The 16,562-nt window shown below is 68.0% G+C and carries 15 protein-coding genes; 8 read left to right on the top strand and 7 right to left on the bottom strand.

What is annotated here, in order from left to right:
• The first annotated feature begins 38 nt into the window (after positions 1-38).
• Complete coding sequence (locus Q8S38_RS11465; protein WP_305680646.1) at positions 39-1,427, top strand: FAD-binding oxidoreductase; 1,389 nt, start codon at positions 39-41, stop codon at positions 1,425-1,427.
• Between the two features lie 54 nt (positions 1,428-1,481).
• Here Q8S38_RS11465 and Q8S38_RS11460 read toward each other — a convergent pair whose 3' ends face one another.
• Complete coding sequence (locus Q8S38_RS11460; protein ID WP_305680561.1) at positions 1,482-2,243, bottom strand: SOS response-associated peptidase; 762 nt, start codon at positions 2,241-2,243, stop codon at positions 1,482-1,484.
• Between the two features lie 143 nt (positions 2,244-2,386).
• On the opposite strand from Q8S38_RS11460, the gene Q8S38_RS11455 reads away from it, so the two are divergent.
• Positions 2,387-2,833, top strand: coding sequence for a hypothetical protein (locus Q8S38_RS11455; protein ID WP_305680560.1), 447 nt, complete (start codon positions 2,387-2,389; stop codon positions 2,831-2,833).
• On the opposite strand, the gene Q8S38_RS11450 is transcribed toward Q8S38_RS11455, so the two are convergent.
• Together Q8S38_RS11450 and dxs are read right to left on the bottom strand one after the other, a co-directional pair.
• Positions 2,834-3,562: a TlyA family RNA methyltransferase gene (locus Q8S38_RS11450; protein WP_305680559.1), complete on the bottom strand. Its 729-nt coding sequence runs from the start codon at positions 3,560-3,562 to the stop codon at positions 2,834-2,836.
• Between the two features lie 22 nt (positions 3,563-3,584).
• Positions 3,585-5,498 (bottom strand): 1-deoxy-D-xylulose-5-phosphate synthase, encoded by a 1,914-nt coding sequence (dxs, locus tag Q8S38_RS11445; RefSeq protein ID WP_305680558.1) that lies wholly within the window; start codon positions 5,496-5,498, stop codon positions 3,585-3,587.
• Positions 5,499-5,818: 320 nt separating this feature from the next.
• Here dxs and Q8S38_RS11440 point away from each other — a divergent pair, with 320 nt between their 5' ends.
• The 3 genes from Q8S38_RS11440 to Q8S38_RS11430 all read left to right on the top strand — a co-directional run bounded on the left by Q8S38_RS11440 (position 5,819) and on the right by Q8S38_RS11430 (position 10,207).
• Positions 5,819-7,459, top strand: a complete 1,641-nt coding sequence (locus Q8S38_RS11440; protein WP_305680557.1) for an ABC transporter substrate-binding protein — start codon at positions 5,819-5,821, stop codon at positions 7,457-7,459.
• Positions 7,460-7,464: 5 nt separating this feature from the next.
• Positions 7,465-8,877 carry an amidase gene (locus tag Q8S38_RS11435; protein ID WP_305680556.1) on the top strand — a complete coding sequence of 471 codons (1,413 nt, stop codon included), beginning with the start codon at positions 7,465-7,467 and terminating at the stop codon, positions 8,875-8,877.
• A 106-nt stretch (positions 8,878-8,983) separates the two neighbouring features.
• On the top strand, positions 8,984-10,207 hold the full coding sequence (locus tag Q8S38_RS11430; RefSeq protein WP_305680555.1) for an MFS transporter: 1,224 nt from the start codon (positions 8,984-8,986) through the stop codon (positions 10,205-10,207).
• On the opposite strand, the gene Q8S38_RS11425 is transcribed toward Q8S38_RS11430, so the two are convergent.
• Positions 10,185-11,105 (bottom strand): pirin family protein, encoded by a 921-nt coding sequence (locus Q8S38_RS11425; protein WP_305680554.1) that lies wholly within the window; start codon positions 11,103-11,105, stop codon positions 10,185-10,187. The genes Q8S38_RS11430 and Q8S38_RS11425 overlap by 23 nt on opposite strands.
• A gap of 227 nt (positions 11,106-11,332) precedes the next feature.
• Here Q8S38_RS11425 and Q8S38_RS11420 point away from each other — a divergent pair, with 227 nt between their 5' ends.
• Positions 11,333-12,193, top strand: coding sequence for an N-acetylmuramoyl-L-alanine amidase (locus Q8S38_RS11420; protein WP_305680553.1), 861 nt, complete (start codon positions 11,333-11,335; stop codon positions 12,191-12,193).
• Positions 12,194-12,385: 192 nt separating this feature from the next.
• Positions 12,386-14,212: a hypothetical protein gene (locus Q8S38_RS11415; protein WP_305680552.1), complete on the top strand. Its 1,827-nt coding sequence runs from the start codon at positions 12,386-12,388 to the stop codon at positions 14,210-14,212.
• Positions 14,213-14,313: 101 nt separating this feature from the next.
• On the opposite strand, the gene Q8S38_RS11410 is transcribed toward Q8S38_RS11415, so the two are convergent.
• The 3 genes from Q8S38_RS11410 to Q8S38_RS11400 form a co-directional block, all read right to left on the bottom strand.
• Positions 14,314-14,571 carry an exodeoxyribonuclease VII small subunit gene (locus tag Q8S38_RS11410; protein WP_305680551.1) on the bottom strand — a complete coding sequence of 86 codons (258 nt, stop codon included), beginning with the start codon at positions 14,569-14,571 and terminating at the stop codon, positions 14,314-14,316.
• 102 nt (positions 14,572-14,673) lie between these two features.
• Complete coding sequence (locus tag Q8S38_RS11405; RefSeq protein ID WP_108044714.1) at positions 14,674-15,138, bottom strand: Lrp/AsnC family transcriptional regulator; 465 nt, start codon at positions 15,136-15,138, stop codon at positions 14,674-14,676.
• 148 nt (positions 15,139-15,286) lie between these two features.
• Positions 15,287-15,799 (bottom strand): tyrosine phosphatase family protein, encoded by a 513-nt coding sequence (locus Q8S38_RS11400; protein WP_305680550.1) that lies wholly within the window; start codon positions 15,797-15,799, stop codon positions 15,287-15,289.
• Between the two features lie 199 nt (positions 15,800-15,998).
• Between Q8S38_RS11400 and Q8S38_RS11395 the strand changes: the two genes are divergently transcribed.
• Entirely contained in the window at positions 15,999-16,559 is a 561-nt protein-coding gene (locus tag Q8S38_RS11395) for an acyl-CoA thioesterase (protein ID WP_305680549.1), read from the top strand.
• Positions 16,560-16,562 lie beyond the last annotated feature (3 nt).

Here is a 16,562-nt window from a genome sequence, read left to right as displayed (position 1 = left end):
CCCCGGAGGCATCCTTGAGCGCATCCATCCTGGACGACATGGCGGCGATCATCGGCGCGAAGAACATCGTCACCGATGCGGACGCGATGGTGCCCTATCTCAAGGAATGGCGGGACCTGTTCCGCGGCAAGGCGCAGGCGATCGTGCGGCCGGGCTCGACCGCGGAGGTCGCCGAGCTGGTCAAGCTCGCGGCCCGGACCGGCACGAAGCTCGTGCCCCAGGGCGGCAATACCGGCCTCGTCGGCGGCCAGATCCCGATCGCCGAGGGACGCGAGATCGTGCTGTCGCTGCAGCGCATGGACAGGATCCGCAGCATCGACGCCGACAGCGATACGATGACGGTCGAAGCCGGCCTGACGCTGCAGAAGGCGCAGGAGGCGGCGGAAGCCGCAGGGCGGCTGTTCCCGCTCTCGCTCGCCTCGGAAGGCTCCTGCACCATCGGCGGCAATCTCTCGACCAATGCCGGCGGCACCGCCGTGCTGGCCTATGGCAATGCCCGCGAGCTCTGCATGGGGCTCGAGGTCGTGCTCGCCGATGGCCGGGTCTGGAACGGCCTGCGCCAGCTGCGCAAGGACAACACCGGCTACGATCTGAAGAACCTCTTCATCGGTGCCGAGGGCACGCTCGGCATCATCACCGCTGCCGTGCTGAAGCTGTTCCCGCAGCCTGCCGCGCGCGCCACCGCCTTCCTTGCCGTGCCCGACCCTGAAGCGGCGCTGGCGCTGCTCAACGCCGCCAAGGCCGGCGCCGGCGGCACGCTCACCACCTTCGAGCTGATGTCGCGGCTCGGTGTCGAATTCGTCCTGCGTCATGCCGCCGGCGCGCGAGACCCGCTCTCGGAGCCCTCGCCCTGGTATGTGCTGATGGAGGTCTCGGCCCAGTCCGCGACCGGGCTCGACGAGGCGGTCGAGGCCTTTCTCGGGGATGCGCTGGAGAACGGGCTGGTCACCGATGCGGCGCTGGCGGGCTCGCTCTCCCAGCGTGCGGATTTCTGGAAGCTACGCGAGATGCTCTCCGAGGTGCAGACCTATGAGGGTGGCTCGATCAAGCACGACGTCTCGGTGCCGCTGCAGGCGGTGCCGGCCTTCATCGCCCGCGCCTCGGAAGCCGTCACGGCGATGGTGCCCGGCTGCCGGCCGCTGCCCTTCGGCCATCTGGGCGACGGCAACATCCACTTCAACGTCAGCCAGCCGGTCGGCGCCGACAAGGCCGGCTTCATCGCCGGCTGGAGCACGATGAACGAAGCGGTCCATGCCATCGTCAGCGAGATGCACGGCTCGATCTCGGCCGAACACGGCATCGGCCGCCTCAAGCGCGACCTGCTGCCCGGGGTCAAGGACCCGGTCGAACTGGCCTTGATGAAGACGCTGAAGGCTACGCTCGACCCGCAGGGAATCCTCAACCCCGGCGCCGTGCTGGCAATGTGAGTTCCAACAGTTCGGGCGGGAAACCGGCTCGATTGTTGGAACCGCTGCTGTGCGTCAGAACAGGCTGCCCTGACCGTCATCCCTGGCACGCGCCACCGGTTTGGCCCTGGCGCTGACGGCGGCGGCCTTGGGCACCGTCGCCGGATCGAAGGGCGCCTGCACCTCCGGCCCGTCATGGGCGACCTTGTTCACGGCGCTGCCGATCCGGACCATCTCCAGCAGATCCTCCGGCGGTGGCCGCAGCAGCGCGTTGTAGGCCTGGGCTTCGGCTGCGGGATCGAGCCAACAGTCGAAGTCGCGCGGATCGAGGATCACCGGGCAGCGATCATGGATCGCCGCCATCAGCCCGTTCGCCGGTCCGTTGACCAGCGCGACCGTGTCGATTTCCGATCCGTCCGGCGAATGCCAGGTCTCCCACAAGGCGGCGAAGGCGAGGAGCCCGCGATCGGGCCGCCGGAACAGATAGGCACGGTTCTCGGCCTGCCGGCCCTGGCCCAGCCGATGCCATTCATAGAACCCGTCCACCGGCATCAGGCAGCGCCGCCGCGTCAGCGCGGCCCGGAAGGAGGGTTTCGTGGCGGCACTCTCGCCGCGAATATTGATCACGAGCGGAAAGTCCTTGGGGTCCTTGACCCAGCCCGGGATGAAGCCCCAGCGCATCAGCATGAACTGCCGCGCCCCCTCGTGCTGCCGGACCACCGGCACGGGCTGCGTCGGCGCGATGTTGTAGCGCGGCGGGAAATTCGGCTGCTCGGCATAGCCGAACAGCGACCGCATCGAAGCTGGCGGCAGGGTAATGGCGTAGCGACCACACATGATCTTGCAGATGTGGCGACGACTTGCTTTCGGATCAACACTTTATTTGGGTTTGCCGAAGCATAGTCCCGTCGGTTTGAGGCTCGAGAGGACCGTCTCCGCGATCGATGCGCAGGGTGATGGAGGGGACGCCAGGGGCGTAGATGTCAGAAGGTCCACGCCTCTCGACCGACTTTCTCAACCGATACAATGAAGCCCTGATGCTGATCGAGCTGGCGGCGGATGATCACGGCGTCATCGACGATCTCAAGGCCTGGCGCAGCATCACCTATTGCGAGCATTTCGAAACGTCGCCGCTGCGTTGCGCTCCCGCTGCGCTGGCGGCCTATGAGCAGGTCTCGCTGGAGCGCCGCTCCGGCTTCGAGGAACTCTGCGTGGCGATGACCCGGCTGGTCGCGACCGCCACCGCCCTGCTCTCCGACAAGCCGTCGGGGCTGGACGCCGCGACCATCGCGGAAGTGGCCGGTGAGGCCTTGCGCCGGCAGATCGGGCGCGCCACCCAGTTCATCAACGCCAACGGTGCGGTCGATATCGGCCGGGTCGAGAGCCGGGCCCTGCAGGCCGAGGTCGATGCGCTTCTGAAGCGCTGATCAGCCCAGCTTTTTGGCGCCGATCAGGAATTCGCGGTTGCCGTCGCCGCCCTCGATCGGGGAGGGGATGGGGCCTTCGACGGCAAAGCCGAGAGTGCCCAGCAAGGCCGCGATCTCGGTGCAGACCGCCTGATGCACGGCCTCGTCCCGGACGATCCCCTTCTTGAGCGCGGCGCGGCCGGCTTCGAACTGCGGCTTGATCAGGGCCGCGATCTGCGCGCCGGGCGCAAGCAGCGCCGCGACCGCCGGCAGCACCAGCCGCAGCGAGATGAAGCTGACATCGATGGCGGCGAGCGTCGGCGCGTCCGGCAGTTCGGCGGGCTTCAGCGTCCGGATGTCGCGCGCCTCGAGGCTGACGACACGGCGATCACCCCGCAGCGAGGCGTGGAGCTGGTCGCGGCCGACATCGACCGCGATCACAAGAGCCGCGCCGCGCCGCAGCAGCAGATCGGTGAAACCGCCGGTCGAGGCACCGACATCAAGGCAGATGCGGCCCTTGGGATCGAAACCGAAGGCATCGAGCGCCTCCGCCAGCTTCAGCCCGCCGCGCGAGACGTAAGGATGGGGTGACTGCGCCGTCAGCACGGCCGTCGGCGCCAGCATCTGCGACGCCTTTCGGACGGGAAGATCATCGGCAGTGACGAGGCCGGCGGCGATGGCGGCCTGGGCGCGGGCGCGGCTCTCGCACAGGCCGCGTTCAACGAGCAACTGGTCGGCCCGGAGCTTCATGACGAGCCTTCCGCGCGCCGTTTCAGGCCCGCCTGACCGAAGCGGGAACGCCGAGCGCGCCCTCGACGGTGCGCACGATGCCGGCGGCGTCGAGCCCGGCCAGCGCATACATTGCGTCGGGCTTGTCGTGTTCCTGGTAGACGTCCGGCAGCGTCAGCGTGCGCACCTTCAGCCCGCCATCGAGCAGGCCGCTGCGCGCCAGCAGATGCAGGACATGGCTGCCGAAGCCGCCGACCGATCCCTCCTCGACCGTGACCAGGACCTCGTGCTCGCGGGCAAGCCGCAGGATCAGCGCCTCGTCGAGCGGCTTGGCGAAGCGCGCATCGGCGACGGTGGTCGACAATCCGCGCTGGCCGAGCTGCTCGGCCGCCATCAGACACTCCGCCAGCCGCGTGCCGAGCGAGAGCAGCGCGACGCGCGAGCCCTCGCGGACGATCCGGCCGCGGCCGATCTCGAGCGGAACGCCGACATCTGGGATCTCGACGCCCACGCCCTCGCCACGCGGGTAGCGGAAGGCGATCGGACCCTCGTCGAAGGCGGCCGCCGTGGCGACCATATGTGTCAGCTCCGCCTCGTCGGCTGCTGCCATCACCACCATGTCGGGCAGGCAGGCGAGATAGGCAACGTCGAAGGCGCCCGCATGGGTCGCGCCATCGGCGCCGACCAGCCCGGCCCGGTCGAGCGCGAAGCGCACCGGGAGCTTCTGGATCGCGACGTCGTGGACGACCTGGTCGTAGGCGCGCTGCAGGAAGGTCGAATAGATCGCGCAGAACGGCTTGTAGCCTTCCGTCGCGAGACCTGCGGCGAAGGTGACTGCATGCTGCTCGGCGATACCGACATCGAAGGTCCGCGCCGGGAACTCCTTGCCGAAGGCGTCGATGCCCGTGCCGGACGGCATCGCGGCCGTGACGGCGACGATCTTGGCGTCCTCGCGCGCGGCCTTGATCAGCGCGTTGCCGAACACCGCCGTATAGCTCGGCGCGTTCGCCGGCGCCTTGGCCTGCTGGCCGGTCACGGGGTCGAACTTGACCACGGCATGATATTTGTCGGCCGTCGCCTCGGCGGGCGCGTATCCCTTGCCCTTCTGGGTCACGACATGGACGAGGATCGGACCGCGGCCGGCGTCGCGCACATTGCGCAGCACCGGCAGGAGGTGGTCGAGGTTGTGGCCGTCGATCGGGCCGACATAGTAGAAGCCGAGCTCCTCGAACAGCGTGCCGCCGGTCCAGAAGCCGCGCGCATACTCCTCGGTGCGCTTCGCCTTGTCGTGGAAGAAGCGCGGCAGCCTCTCGGCCAGTTGCTTGGCCGCCTCGCGGATCGAGCGGTAGGTCCGGCCCGAGACCAGCCGCGCCAGATAGGCCGACATCGCGCCGACCGGGGGCGCGATCGACATGTCGTTGTCGTTGAGGATGACGATGAGGCGCGAACCCAGCGCGCCGGCATTGTTCATGGCCTCATAGGCCATGCCCGCCGACATCGCCCCGTCGCCGATCACTGCGATGACGTTGTTGACACCGCCGGCGAGGTCGCGCGCGACCGCCATGCCGAGCCCGGCCGAGATCGAGGTCGAGGACTGGGCGGCGCCGAAGGGATCATACGCGCTCTCCGAGCGGCGGGTGAAGCCCGACAGCCCGCCGGGCTGGCGCAGCGTGCGGATGCGCTCGCGTCGGCCGGTGAGGATCTTGTGCGGGTAGGCCTGGTGGCCGACATCCCAGATCAGCCGGTCGCGCGGCGTGTCGAAGACATGGTGCAGCGCCACCGTCAACTCGACGACGCCGAGACCGGCCCCGAGATGGCCGCCGGTCACGGAGACGGCACTGATCGTCTCCTGCCGCAGCTCTTCGGCGAGCTGTCGAAGATCGGCATCGGGGAGCTTGCGGAGGTCCTCGGGCGTGGCGACGCGGTCGAGGATCGGCGTGTGAGGGCGCTTTGTCACGCGCCGGGTCTATCGCATCCCGCCGGGGTGGCACAAGGGCGCGGCGTCGCGAAACGCGGACGGCGCCGATGCGCCGCAGCGGATCTCGGTGCGGCCGATACGGCGCGCATGGCGCGGCATCACGTCGGACTGTCACAACCTGCAGTCGCAGCTGACAGCCAGGCCCAGGCCGTGCAGGGCTCGCCTGCTCAGCCTCGAAACCAGGGGGTGCGGCCTGCCGATCTTGAGGGCTTGCGCCACGGCTCGCAACTTGCAAAACGCAACCTGCAAGTTGCAAATTGCGCTGATGGCACTTGGATGATGCGGCGGGGGGGAAGACAATGCGTGGATGGACTTTTGCGGCCTCGCGCGGGCGGCTGGTGGCAGCGCTGAAGATCGCGATGCTCGCCGGCTTGTCCGGGCTCGGGTTGAGCGAGCCCCTGCGGGCGCAGGGCACGCTGCGCATCGCGATGACCGCCTCCGACATTCCGACCGCGACAGGCCTGCCCAATAACGGCTTCGAGGGGATGCGGTTTCTCGGCTACCCGGTGTTCGAGAGCCTCGCCCTGTGGGATTTGACGACGACCGATCGACTGGCGCCGCTGCGGCCGGGCCTGGCCGAGCGCTGGGAGCAGGCGGCCGAGGATCCGAAAACCTGGATCTTCCATCTGCGGCGCGGCGTCGCCTTCCATGACGGCACGGCCTTCGATGCCGACGCCGTGATCTGGAATTTCGAGCGCTACTTCAATAAGGACGCGCCCCAGTTCGAGGCGCCGTCTTCCGCGATCATGCGCGCCCGTGCGCCGATCATGACCGGTTACCGCAAGATCGACGCCTACACGGTGGCGATCACCACCAGCGTGCCGGCCTCCTACTTCCCCTACATGGTCTCGCTGGCGTTGCTCAGCTCGCCCGCCTCCTTCGAAAAGGCGGGCCGCGACTGGGCCAAGGCCGCGCTGCTGCCGTCAGCGGGGACCGGTCCGTTCCGGATCGCCAGTGTCTCGCCGCGCGAGCGGGTCGAACTCGTCCGTCATGACGGCTATTGGGATGCTGCGGGCAAGGCCAAGCTCGACAGGGTGGTGCTGCTGCCGATGCCGGAGGCGAATGCACGCCTCGCGGCGCTGCGCACCGGCCAGGTCGACTGGATCGAGGTGCCGCCGACGGATGGCATTCCCTCGCTGCGCCAGGCCGGTTTCACCATCGCCACGGGCTCCTACCCGCATGTCTGGCCCTGGCTCTTCAACATTGGCGCCGCCGGCAGCCCTCTGAAGGACGTCCGCGTCCGCCAGGCGCTGAACTACTGCGTCGACCGGGACGGCATCGTCGCGCTCCTGAACGGCATGGCCGAGCCGGCGGTCGGCTGGCTGAAGGCGAACGACCCCGGTTTCGGCAAGCCGGCCAACCGCTATCGCTTCGACCCGGCCAAGGCCAAGGCCCTGCTCGCCGAGGCGGGGTTCGGCCCGCAAAAGCCGCTCTCCTTCAAGGTGATGATCTCGACCTCGGGATCCGGGCAGATGGCGCCCCTGCCGATGAACGAATTCCTGCAGGCCAGCATGAAGGAGGCCTGCGACATCCGCATCGACTTCAACGTCACGGAATGGCAGGTGCTGCTCAACAGCATGCGCGCACTGCCTGACCAGCCCTCGCTGGGCGGCGCGATGGCGCTCAACATCAGCGGACCATCGACCGACCCAAGCGTCATGGCGCGCTATTTCGGCGCCGCCAGCGCGCCGCCCAACGGCTTCAATTTCCCGCAGTGGAAGGACGAGGCCTTCGAAGCGGCCCTGGCGAAGCTGGCGGCCGCGTCGGATCCGAAGGTGGTGACGGAGCAGACGGCGATCGCCCATGAGCGGCTGGTGGACGACCCGCCCTGGCTCTATGTTGTCCACGATCTCAACCCGCGCGCCATGTCGAAGAAGGTTCAGGGTTTCATTTCGCCGCAATCCTGGTTCGTCGACCTGGCGCGCATCAGCATGCAGTAGCCGCCATGGACACAGCCCCTCGCATCGGCACGGATCCGGTTCATCTGCCGGCCCATGTCCTGGCGCGGGAGATCGCGGCCCGGCGGCTCTCGCCCGTCGATGTGGTCGAGGCGCTGCTGGCCCGCATCGAACGCCTCGAGCCCAAGCTGCGCGCCTTCGTCGACGTCTATGCCGACGATGCGCGGCTGGCCGCCGAGGGGGCCGAGAAGGCGATCCGCTCCGGCCATGCGGTGGGCCCGTTGCACGGCATACCGGTGGCGCTGAAGGACCTCGTCGATCTCGAGGGACGCATCACGACCGGCGGCTCGGCCCATTGGCGCAGCCGGAGATCGGCGGTCACGGCGACGATCGCCCGGCGCATGATCGCGCAGGGGATGATCGTCCTCGGCAAGACCCACACCGTCGAATTCGCCTATGGCGGCTGGGGCACGAACCAGCATATGGGCACCCCCTGGAATCCCTGGGATCTCGCCCATGCGCGCACGCCCGGCGGCTCCAGCAGCGGCTCCGGCGTCGCGGTCGCGGCAAGGCTCGCCCCCTGGGCGATCGGCACCGACACCGGTGGTTCGGTCCGGCTGCCCGCCGCCTTCTGCGGCCTGACCGGGCTCAAGGTCACGATCGGGCGGATCTCGACGCATGGCATCATCCCGCTCTCGACCTCGCTCGACACGCCGGGCCCGATGGCGCGCGACGTCGAGGACGTGGCGCTGCTCTACAATGTCCTGCAGGGGCCTGATCCGCTCGACCCCAACACGCGCGGCATCACAGCGGCGGACCCGCTGCCGACGCTGAAACGTGGCGTGCGCGGCCTGCGGCTGGCCCGCATGCCGGCCTCGGAACGCATCGGCGTGGATGACGACGTGCTGGCGGCCTATGACCGCTCGTTGGCGACGCTGGCCGGGCTCGGCGCCGAGATCGTCGATGTGGCGCTGCCCTTCGCTTTTTCCGATTTCCTCGATTCTCAGGCGGTCCTGGAGGCGGAAGCCTATTTCAACAGCGGGCACCTGGCGGGTGACCCTGCGGTGGTGCTGGACGAGGCCGTCCGCGCCCGCGTTCTCGGTGGCGCCGGGGTCTCGGCGCAGGATTATCTCGCCACCAAGCGCAGGCAGGTGCGGGCCAAGCAGGCGATGGCGGAGGCGCTGGCGGGGACGGACGCCCTGCTGACGCCGAGCACGGCGATGCCCGCGATCCGCCTCGACGCGGTCGATCAGGCGGTGATGCCCTCGCGCTTCACCCGCTTCGGCAATTTCCTCGAGATATGCGCATTGTCGCTGCCCAACGGCTTCACGGCGGAGGGCCTGCCGCTGTCCCTGCAGATCTGCTGCCCTGCCTATGAGGAGGCGATGACCCTGCGCATCGGCTTCGCCCTGCAGCAGGCGACGGATCATCATCTCAGGATTCCGCCCATGCTCGGATGAGCGACGACACGGCGCGACTGCGGGAGAAGCGGCAGACTTCCCAGAAATCGGGTGGGCCCCGCCGGGCATCGCTGGGAAGACCTCCTGATCCAGGCAGGAGGCCGCCATGTCATCGCTTTTTCTTCCGTCCCTGCTGCTGGCCGGGATCATGGCGCAGTTCGCCGACAGGTTGGCGCTCGACACGATCACGCTGGCGGCCACGCAAGCCGGCGCGAGCCCGCGGCTGGTCGGCCTGCTTGTCGCCGCGCAATCGGCCGCCTGGCTGCTGGTCTCGCTGCCGGCGGGCGTCATCGCCGACCGCGTCGCGCCGCGCAGCCTGATCCGCCTCGGCGGGGTGCTGATGATCATCGGCGCCGGGGCGGGCGCGGGCCTGCTCGCGATCGGCCAGACCGGCTGGCTGCTGGCGGGCTCGACCTTCGTCGCGGCCACCGGGCCGGTCATCATCGCGTTGTCGATCTTCGTGCTGATGCCGCGCATCGTCGCCTTAGCAGAGTTGCCGCGCGCCAATGGCCGGCTCGAACTCGGTCGTGCGGTTTTGAGCCTCGCGGCACCGCTGATCGCAGGCTTTGCGGTTGCGCGCGGGCAGGGTTGGTTCGGGCTGCTGCTCTGCACCGCGGCGGGTGCGCTGGTGCTGGCTGCTGCGATGTCGCTCCCCGGCGAGCGGCCTCCGGCGCAAGCCCGCCTGAAGCTGCATCGCGCCATCGCCGAAGGCGCGGCCTTCGTCGCGCGCCATCCCTATCTGCGGCCGATCGCGCTGTGCGCCATCGCCTGGAACCTCGCCTTCTTCGCCTTCACCGCGATGGTCGCGCCCTATGCCGCGCGTATCCTGCTGCTGGCGCCGGAGACGATCGGGCTCGCCTCATCGGCCTATGGCGCCGGGCTGGTCGCCGGTGCGCTCGGCACCGCCTCTCTCATTGCCGGTTTGCCGACAGGCTGGCTGCTGGTCTTCGGCCCGGCCTCGTCGTTGCTCGGCGCGGGTGCTCTGGCTCTCGCACCCGTCGGGCTCGGCGGGCCTGCGCTGGCGCTCGCCTTCTTCCTGTTCGGCTTCGGCCCGATCCTCTGGTTCATCACCCAGACCAGCCTGCGCCAGGCGGTAACGCCGCAAGCGCTGCTCGGCCGCGTCAGCGCGACCCTGACCACGGCGATGTACGGCATGCGGCCGCTCGGGGCGCTGGCCGGCGGGCTCGCGGGCGAATGGTTTGGCCTCGCTACCGCGATCTGGCTGCCGGTCGCGCTGTTTGGCCTCTCGACGCTGGCGATCCTGGTTTCCGCGATGCCCCGGTTGAAGGCAATGCCGGTCTCGGAGGTCACCCCTCCGGGAGCGGGATGAACTCAGTATCGTCGCCCGGCACCGTGTCGAAGCGCCCCGCCTTCCACTCCGCCTTGGCCTGGTCGATGCGCTCCTTCGAGGAGGAGACGAAATTCCACCAGATGTGGCGCGGCCCGTCCATCGGCTCGCCGCCGACGATCATCAGCCGGGTCTGGTCGAGCGCCAGGATCGAGATCCGGTCTCCCGGCTTGAAGATCAGCAACTGCCCCGCCCCGAATTCGTCGCCGGCGATGTCGACCTTGCCGGAGACGATGTAGATCGCGCGCTCGTCATAGTCGGGATCGAGGGGCAGGACCGCGCCCGGCGACAGCACGGCCTCGGCATAGAGCGCCTCCCACGGGAACGACACCGGCGACGTCTGGCCATAGGCCGAGCCCATGATCAGGCTGACCCGCTTGCCGCCTTCGACGATGCGTGGCAGCTCGGGCGCGGCATGATGCATGAAGGCCGGCGCGGTCTCTTCATGCGTCTTCGGCAAGGCGAGCCAGGCCTGGATACCGTAGAGCCTGGGTCCGTTGGCGCGCGCCTCCAGCCCGGTGCGCTCGGAATGGACGATGCCGCGCCCCGCCGTCATCAGGTTGACCGCGCCGGGCCGGATCGCGAGTTCGGTGCCCAGCGAGTCGCGGTGCATGATCTCCCCGTCGAAGAGATAGGTCACCGTCGAAAGCCCGATATGGGGATGGGGCCGCACGTCGAGCCCTTCGCCGAGATGAAACTCCGCCGGCCCCATCTGGTCGAAGAAGATGAAGGGCCCGACCATCTTGCGCCCGATCGAGGGCAGCGCCCGCCGCACCGAAAAACCGCCGAGATCATGCGCGCGCGGCACGATCACCTGCTCGATCGCCGCGCAGGAGCGGGCATCGCCCAGGACGGGATCGTCGGCAGGAAGCTTGGACATGGTCGGGGCTCCTCGGGGCGGCGCTCTTCAGACTGGGAGCAACCGGGCTGGCGAGCAAGTCCGCGGACTGCGCAAGCCGCAACCGCGATCCGCTCATTGATGCTCGTAAAAGTTGTAAAAAGACTTGATCAATTAAAAAAGCTGTAGTTCTCTCTCCCGACGGCGGGGTCGGCGATGCAGCGATGGTGCTCGCTTCTTGGCGCGGCCGAACATTGTCGGGGGCGGACATGAAGGTCGATCATCACCGGCTGAAGCTGGACAGTGGAAAATTCGCGAGTTTCGTGTCCACGCCCAACATGGGCGGGCAGCTGGAGGGCGGAGCGCCCAGCATCATCGTCGTCCACTACACGGCTGGAGCGACGGCTGCTGGAGCGATCCAGACATTCAAGTCGCAGTCTCCGAATGGCAGGACATCGGCCCATCTGGTGATCGATCACGACGGCAAGATCACGCAGATGGTGCCGTTTGATCGCGTCGCATGGCACGCCGGCGCCAGCCGCTGGCGCGGGCACAACGGCATCAATCAGCATTCGGTCGGGATCGAAGTCGCGAACTGGGGCAAGCTCTCACGCACCGCGGGAGGAGGCTGGGTCAGCTGGACCGGTGCCAGCGTACCGGCAAGCCGTGTGATGCTTGCTCCGCACAAACATTTCCCCGGCCAGGAGCACGGCTGGGAGATTTTCGACGAGGCGCAGATCGAGGCCCTGATTGCCGCCTGTCGGGCGATCGTCGGCGCCTATGACATCCAGGGGTGGGATCTGGTTGGCCATGACGACATCTCGCCGATCCGCAAGATCGATCCCGGCCCGGCCATGGCCATGGACAGCATCCGGTCTCGCGTCTTCGGGCGCGAGGACGACGCCTTCAACGACAGCCTGTTCCGCGTCAACGCCCCGGGCGACGGGCTCAACCTGCGCGAGAATCCTGGGCTCGCCGGCAGCAGGGTGATCAAGAAGCTGCCCCACGGCACCACGGTGCATGTCGTGGAGGTCGTCGGAAGCTGGGCTCTTGTCGCGGAGGTGATCGGTGGCAATGACGATGTCACCGGCTTCACCCATGTGAATTGGCTCGTACCGTTGGCGGCCTGAATTGCGCCTGCCGACGAACGCCACCGCTCCAAACTGCGCGCAACTTTTGGGTGTGCAGTCCGATGCGAAGCATCCTGGGATGCTCCCGGTCGTCGTCGACGGGGCCGATCACGCCTTGTGAGTTGAATCTGCCATTCGAACGCGCGGAAGTCGGCCATGGACGCTTCGAGCCCGAAACCCGTCACATCATTCGTGAAAGGGTTTCTTTTCATCACGCTTTTCGTCGTGTCGATCTACTTCATCCTGCAGTTGATCAAGAACGGGTTCGCTGCAGACAAGCAGATGGACTTCGCGATCTGGGCGTCTGTCTTCATGGCGTTCGTCACGCCGGCTGCCATCGTCATGATCCGGCATGAAGTTCGGCTGAGCCGCATCAAACTCATCGAACTCTTCGCCGAAACCTTCAATTTCGTGCCGTCCGCCCCGCGAACGGCAGCTGTCCCGCCAGCGGTGCCCGTGCAGCAGGACGGGATGATCCAGCCGGCTCCGCAGGAGGCTCAGCTCCCCCAGCGAGATGCGAAGAGCAGGCAAAACGTCTCGTTCGAGTTCGTGAAGGGCAAGTACTTCGCCGATCTCGACATGCCACGGCATCATCAGCAGTCGACGGCGAACGTCCCGCGGTTCCCGATGATGATCCGCTCCGACTGGTTGATGCTGGTGTGCGCGATCCCCTTCATGGTGATCGCCTGGTTCGGCTCGTTCATTCTGTTCGCGCCGCTGATCGAGGTCTCCCGGATCGGCAGGGATTTTGGCGTGGGCTCCTGGCTGTGGCCGAGCATGCTGGCGCTGGGCGGCGCCGACATCAACACGATCAGGGATCCGGCGCAGTTTGAAGCCCAGCACGTCAACGTCCTCACCGTCGCGATGCTGGCGTTCGCGGGGGGGTATTTCTTCAGCCTTCGCTTGTTGCTGCGGGCCGTCGCCGTCTTCGACCTGTCGCCGATCACCTTCTTGCGCTGCTTCGTGCATATCCTGCTGGCGATGCTGCTGGCCGTGGTGATCTACCGCGTCTTCCCGACGGCCGAGAGCTGGGGGAATGCCATCTCCCGGACGGGCCAGGCGCTGCAGACCCTATCGGGCGCGCCATCGCCCCCTGCACCGCCCCCGACCGTGCCACCTGCTGCGGCCCCGGTCGCGCCCGTCATCGTGCCTCAGGGGGGCGTGGCCCCGCCCGTGGTGCCACCGACCCCCGGCCCGGGCGCGCCGGTCGTTTTGCCCGCGCAACCCACCGCCGGCGTGACACCGGCCGCAGCCGAACCGCTGCGCGATCCGAAAGGCGGCACGATCTGCCAGGCCAGCCAACCCTGCCAGGCATTGGGGCCGGCCGCCGGAGTCAGCGCCATCTGGCTGATCATCGCGTTTGCGCTCGGCTTCATTCCCGATGCCGCGCTGCAGTTCGTGCTTCAGAAGGCGGGTCTGAGCTTCAAGGAGCGCTATGCCGACCTCGACCCGCACGCCAAGCTCGTGCCGGTGACCCTGATCGACGGCATCGACAATTTCATCGCCTTCCGCCTGGAGGAGGCGAACATCTTCGATGTGCAGAACCTCGCCACTGCCAACCCGATCATGCTGCACATCGAAAGTCCGTTCGGGATCTACGAGACGATCGACTGGGTGGCGCAGGCGCAGCTCTGCACCGTGACGGGGCCCGATCGGTTCCTGCTGCTGAAGACGCTCAACATCCGGACGATCTTCGATCTGGAGCGGGCGGTGATGCCGCATGTCCCGGACCCGAACGCGCCGGCGGCTACGCTGCCGCCGCCTGCGCCGCCTGACGACGTCGTGCTCGCCATCGGCGAATTGCTGGTGCGCGACAGCGAGCGCGACAAGGCCATGCGGACCCAGCTGGCGCTTGGTCCTTCGGTCGGAGAGGGCCGCGACGGCGCGCGCGGCAAGCCATCCGTCACCGAGACCCAGCATATGGTGACGGTGATGATCGACGACCTCCATGTCCACCGCCTGCGGCAGATCTGGAAGCACATCGTCGGGGAACTCGGCGGCGCCAACGCGAGGTTGTGACGCGCCGCTGCCGCGCGGTTCCGGCCGTTCCACGCCAAAGCAGCGCCAGCCCGCTGCCGCTGGCGGGCCGGTCCGGTGCCTTCAGGGCGCGGCGCGATGCCCTACTTGTCGACGTCGAGCGGTGCGGTGCCCGTCGGCTTGCCGTCGGCGGAGAGGGTGATCTTCTCGATGCGCGCTTCGGCCTGCTTCAGCAGCGCATCGCAGCGGGCTTTCAGCGCCTCGCCGCGGGTGTAGATCGCGATCGATTCCTCGAGCGGCACGTCGCCGCGCTCCAGCCGGGCGACGATGTCCTCGAGTTGTTTCAGCGCAGCCTCGAAGGGCAGGGCGGCGACGTCGTCGTTGGAAATGGCTTCGCTCACAGCATGATTCCCGTTTGCCGCACGCTTATCGGCCGGAGAGACGGGACCCGCAACCCAAAAGCCGCCGCGGCGCACAGGCAGGGGCGGCCGCCCCGTGTGGCGTCACACCGGCAGCGCCGAGCTCTTCTTGATCGAGCGCAGCGTCAGCGTCGATTGCACGCGGGTGACGCCGGGCAGCTGCGTGATGATGTCGGTGTGGATGCGCTCGAAATCCGCGCTGTCGCGGTAAATCACGCGCATCAGATAGTCATGCGCCCCGGCGAGCAGATGGCATTCGAGGATCTCGGGCAGGTTCAGCACCGCCTGCTCGAAGCCCTCCAGCGAGGCGCGGCCCTGCTGGTCGAGCGTGACGAAGACGAAGGCCGTCCCCGGAAACCCCGCGATCTTGTCGTCGAGGATCATCGCATAGCCGCGGATCAGGCCGCTCTCCTCGAGCTGCCGGACGCGGCGCAGGCAGGCCGATGGCGAGAGGTGCACCTTCTCGGCCAGGTCCGAATTGGTGATGCGGCCATCCGCCTGCAGGATGCGCAGGATGGCGCGGTCGCGTGAATCGAGTTCGATGGTCATGATGCCCGTCCCTTGCGCGATGCATCATGGCAAATTCCGCTCAGTGCAAGCAATTTTCTGCATCGATTTTGGCTGGGGCCGCCGATTTCGGCGGCATTGCGGTCAGAGGCCGCACGAAGCTGCCCGGCGCCGCGAGGCCGTGGTGGCCTCAGTCGAGCCGTAGCGCAAACGGTGTGCCCTCGAACGCGTCCGCGCCGCGGCCGATCCGGGCGATCGCCGCGCTCATGCGGCCGTCGCGGCCGAGCATCGCGTCGGCGAGCGCGACGAGGCGGGCATTGGGCGTGGCGGAAGGGGCGACACGGCGCAGCTCGGTGGCGATCGCGTCCTCGTCGCGGGCGGGGCCGAGCGCGCAGGCCGCGATATAGGCCGCAGCCGTCGAGCGGCTGATTCCCGCCCAGCAATGGATCACCAGCGGCGCGGCCCGGTCCCAGCGTCGCGCAAAGGCCAGGAAGCGCTCGACATGGAGTTCGGCGGGCACGACATGGCCGTCCATCGGGGCGCTGATGTCGGACATGCCGAGAAAGAGATGGTTGCTTTCGGCGATGCCGAAGGGGCGTTCGACGACGGTATCGACATTGATCAGCGTCACGAGATGGCTGGCGCCAACGGCGGCAACCGTGTCGTGGAGCTTCGACAAGGGAGAGACGTGGAGGGTTGGCATGGGGTCCCCTGGGCGTGGTGTCGTGCGGCTGACGGTGTTGGCGAGCGCGACCTGCTGTTAAGCCAGCCATGGGACGCCGTCATCCGGCGCAACGTCGCGGCGCGGTCTCGTCGCTGGTCTTGCCCGGTCAAATGGTTCATACGTGAACCATGATGATCGTAGAGCGGCGCTGCCCGGCGTCCGACCCGCGGGGTGCGCCATGAATCTCTGGTTCCGCCTGATCTGGCTGCTGGTCTCGAGCCGGTTCGGCCCGCGGCTCGAGCCCCTGGCCGATCCCTCCCGGCTCGGCTTTCGCGTCTGGCCGCATGATCTCGATACCTCGCTGCACATGAACAACGGCCGCTACTGGTCGCTGATGGATCTCGGCCGCACCGACCTGATGCTGCGGACCGGGCTCTGGCGGGCGGTGCTGCGGCATCGCTGGGTGCCGGTCGTCAATGCCGGCATGATCCGTTTTCGCCGCGAACTGCGTCCGTTCCAGCCGTTCCGGGTCGAAACCGCGATCCTGTGCTGGACGGAGACCTGGCTGGTAATCCGGCATCGCGTCCTCATCCGCGGCAAGGATGGCGAAGAGGTCGTGGCGGCGCATGCCCTCGTGCGCGCCGCCCTCTATGATCGCGCCAACCGTGCCTATGTCCCCGTCGCGAGGCTGATGGCCGAGATCGGGACCCTGCAGGAGAGCCCCGGGCCTGGGCCCGAAGTCGAGGCCTTCCTGACGTCGGAAGAGGCGATGCGCGAGAGCACGACGGCGCCGCGCTGACCG

It is taken from the genome of Allobosea sp. (assembly GCF_030695125.1).
Lineage (GTDB): Bacteria > Pseudomonadota > Alphaproteobacteria > Rhizobiales > Beijerinckiaceae > Allobosea.
Note: the sequence above shows the minus strand (reverse complement) of the source record. Positions and strands in the feature narration are given on the sequence as shown.

What these genes read in the sequence shown, in the direction of transcription:
- Q8S38_RS11465 (WP_305680646.1), top strand. Translation starts at nt 39, where the DNA reads ATGGCGGCGATCATCGGCGCGAAGAACATCGTCACCGATGCGGACGCG.
- Q8S38_RS11460 (WP_305680561.1), bottom strand. Translation starts at nt 2,243, where the DNA reads ATGTGTGGTCGCTACGCCATTACCCTGCCGCCAGCTTCGATGCGGTCG.
- Q8S38_RS11455 (WP_305680560.1), top strand. Translation starts at nt 2,387, where the DNA reads ATGTCAGAAGGTCCACGCCTCTCGACCGACTTTCTCAACCGATACAAT.
- Q8S38_RS11450 (WP_305680559.1), bottom strand. Translation starts at nt 3,562, where the DNA reads ATGAAGCTCCGGGCCGACCAGTTGCTCGTTGAACGCGGCCTGTGCGAG.
- Q8S38_RS11440 (WP_305680557.1), top strand. Translation starts at nt 5,819, where the DNA reads ATGCGTGGATGGACTTTTGCGGCCTCGCGCGGGCGGCTGGTGGCAGCG.
- Q8S38_RS11435 (WP_305680556.1), top strand. Translation starts at nt 7,465, where the DNA reads ATGGACACAGCCCCTCGCATCGGCACGGATCCGGTTCATCTGCCGGCC.
- Q8S38_RS11430 (WP_305680555.1), top strand. Translation starts at nt 8,984, where the DNA reads ATGTCATCGCTTTTTCTTCCGTCCCTGCTGCTGGCCGGGATCATGGCG.
- Q8S38_RS11425 (WP_305680554.1), bottom strand. Translation starts at nt 11,105, where the DNA reads ATGTCCAAGCTTCCTGCCGACGATCCCGTCCTGGGCGATGCCCGCTCC.
- Q8S38_RS11420 (WP_305680553.1), top strand. Translation starts at nt 11,333, where the DNA reads ATGAAGGTCGATCATCACCGGCTGAAGCTGGACAGTGGAAAATTCGCG.
- Q8S38_RS11405 (WP_108044714.1), bottom strand. Translation starts at nt 15,138, where the DNA reads ATGACCATCGAACTCGATTCACGCGACCGCGCCATCCTGCGCATCCTG.
- Q8S38_RS11400 (WP_305680550.1), bottom strand. Translation starts at nt 15,799, where the DNA reads ATGCCAACCCTCCACGTCTCTCCCTTGTCGAAGCTCCACGACACGGTT.
- Q8S38_RS11395 (WP_305680549.1), top strand. Translation starts at nt 15,999, where the DNA reads ATGAATCTCTGGTTCCGCCTGATCTGGCTGCTGGTCTCGAGCCGGTTC.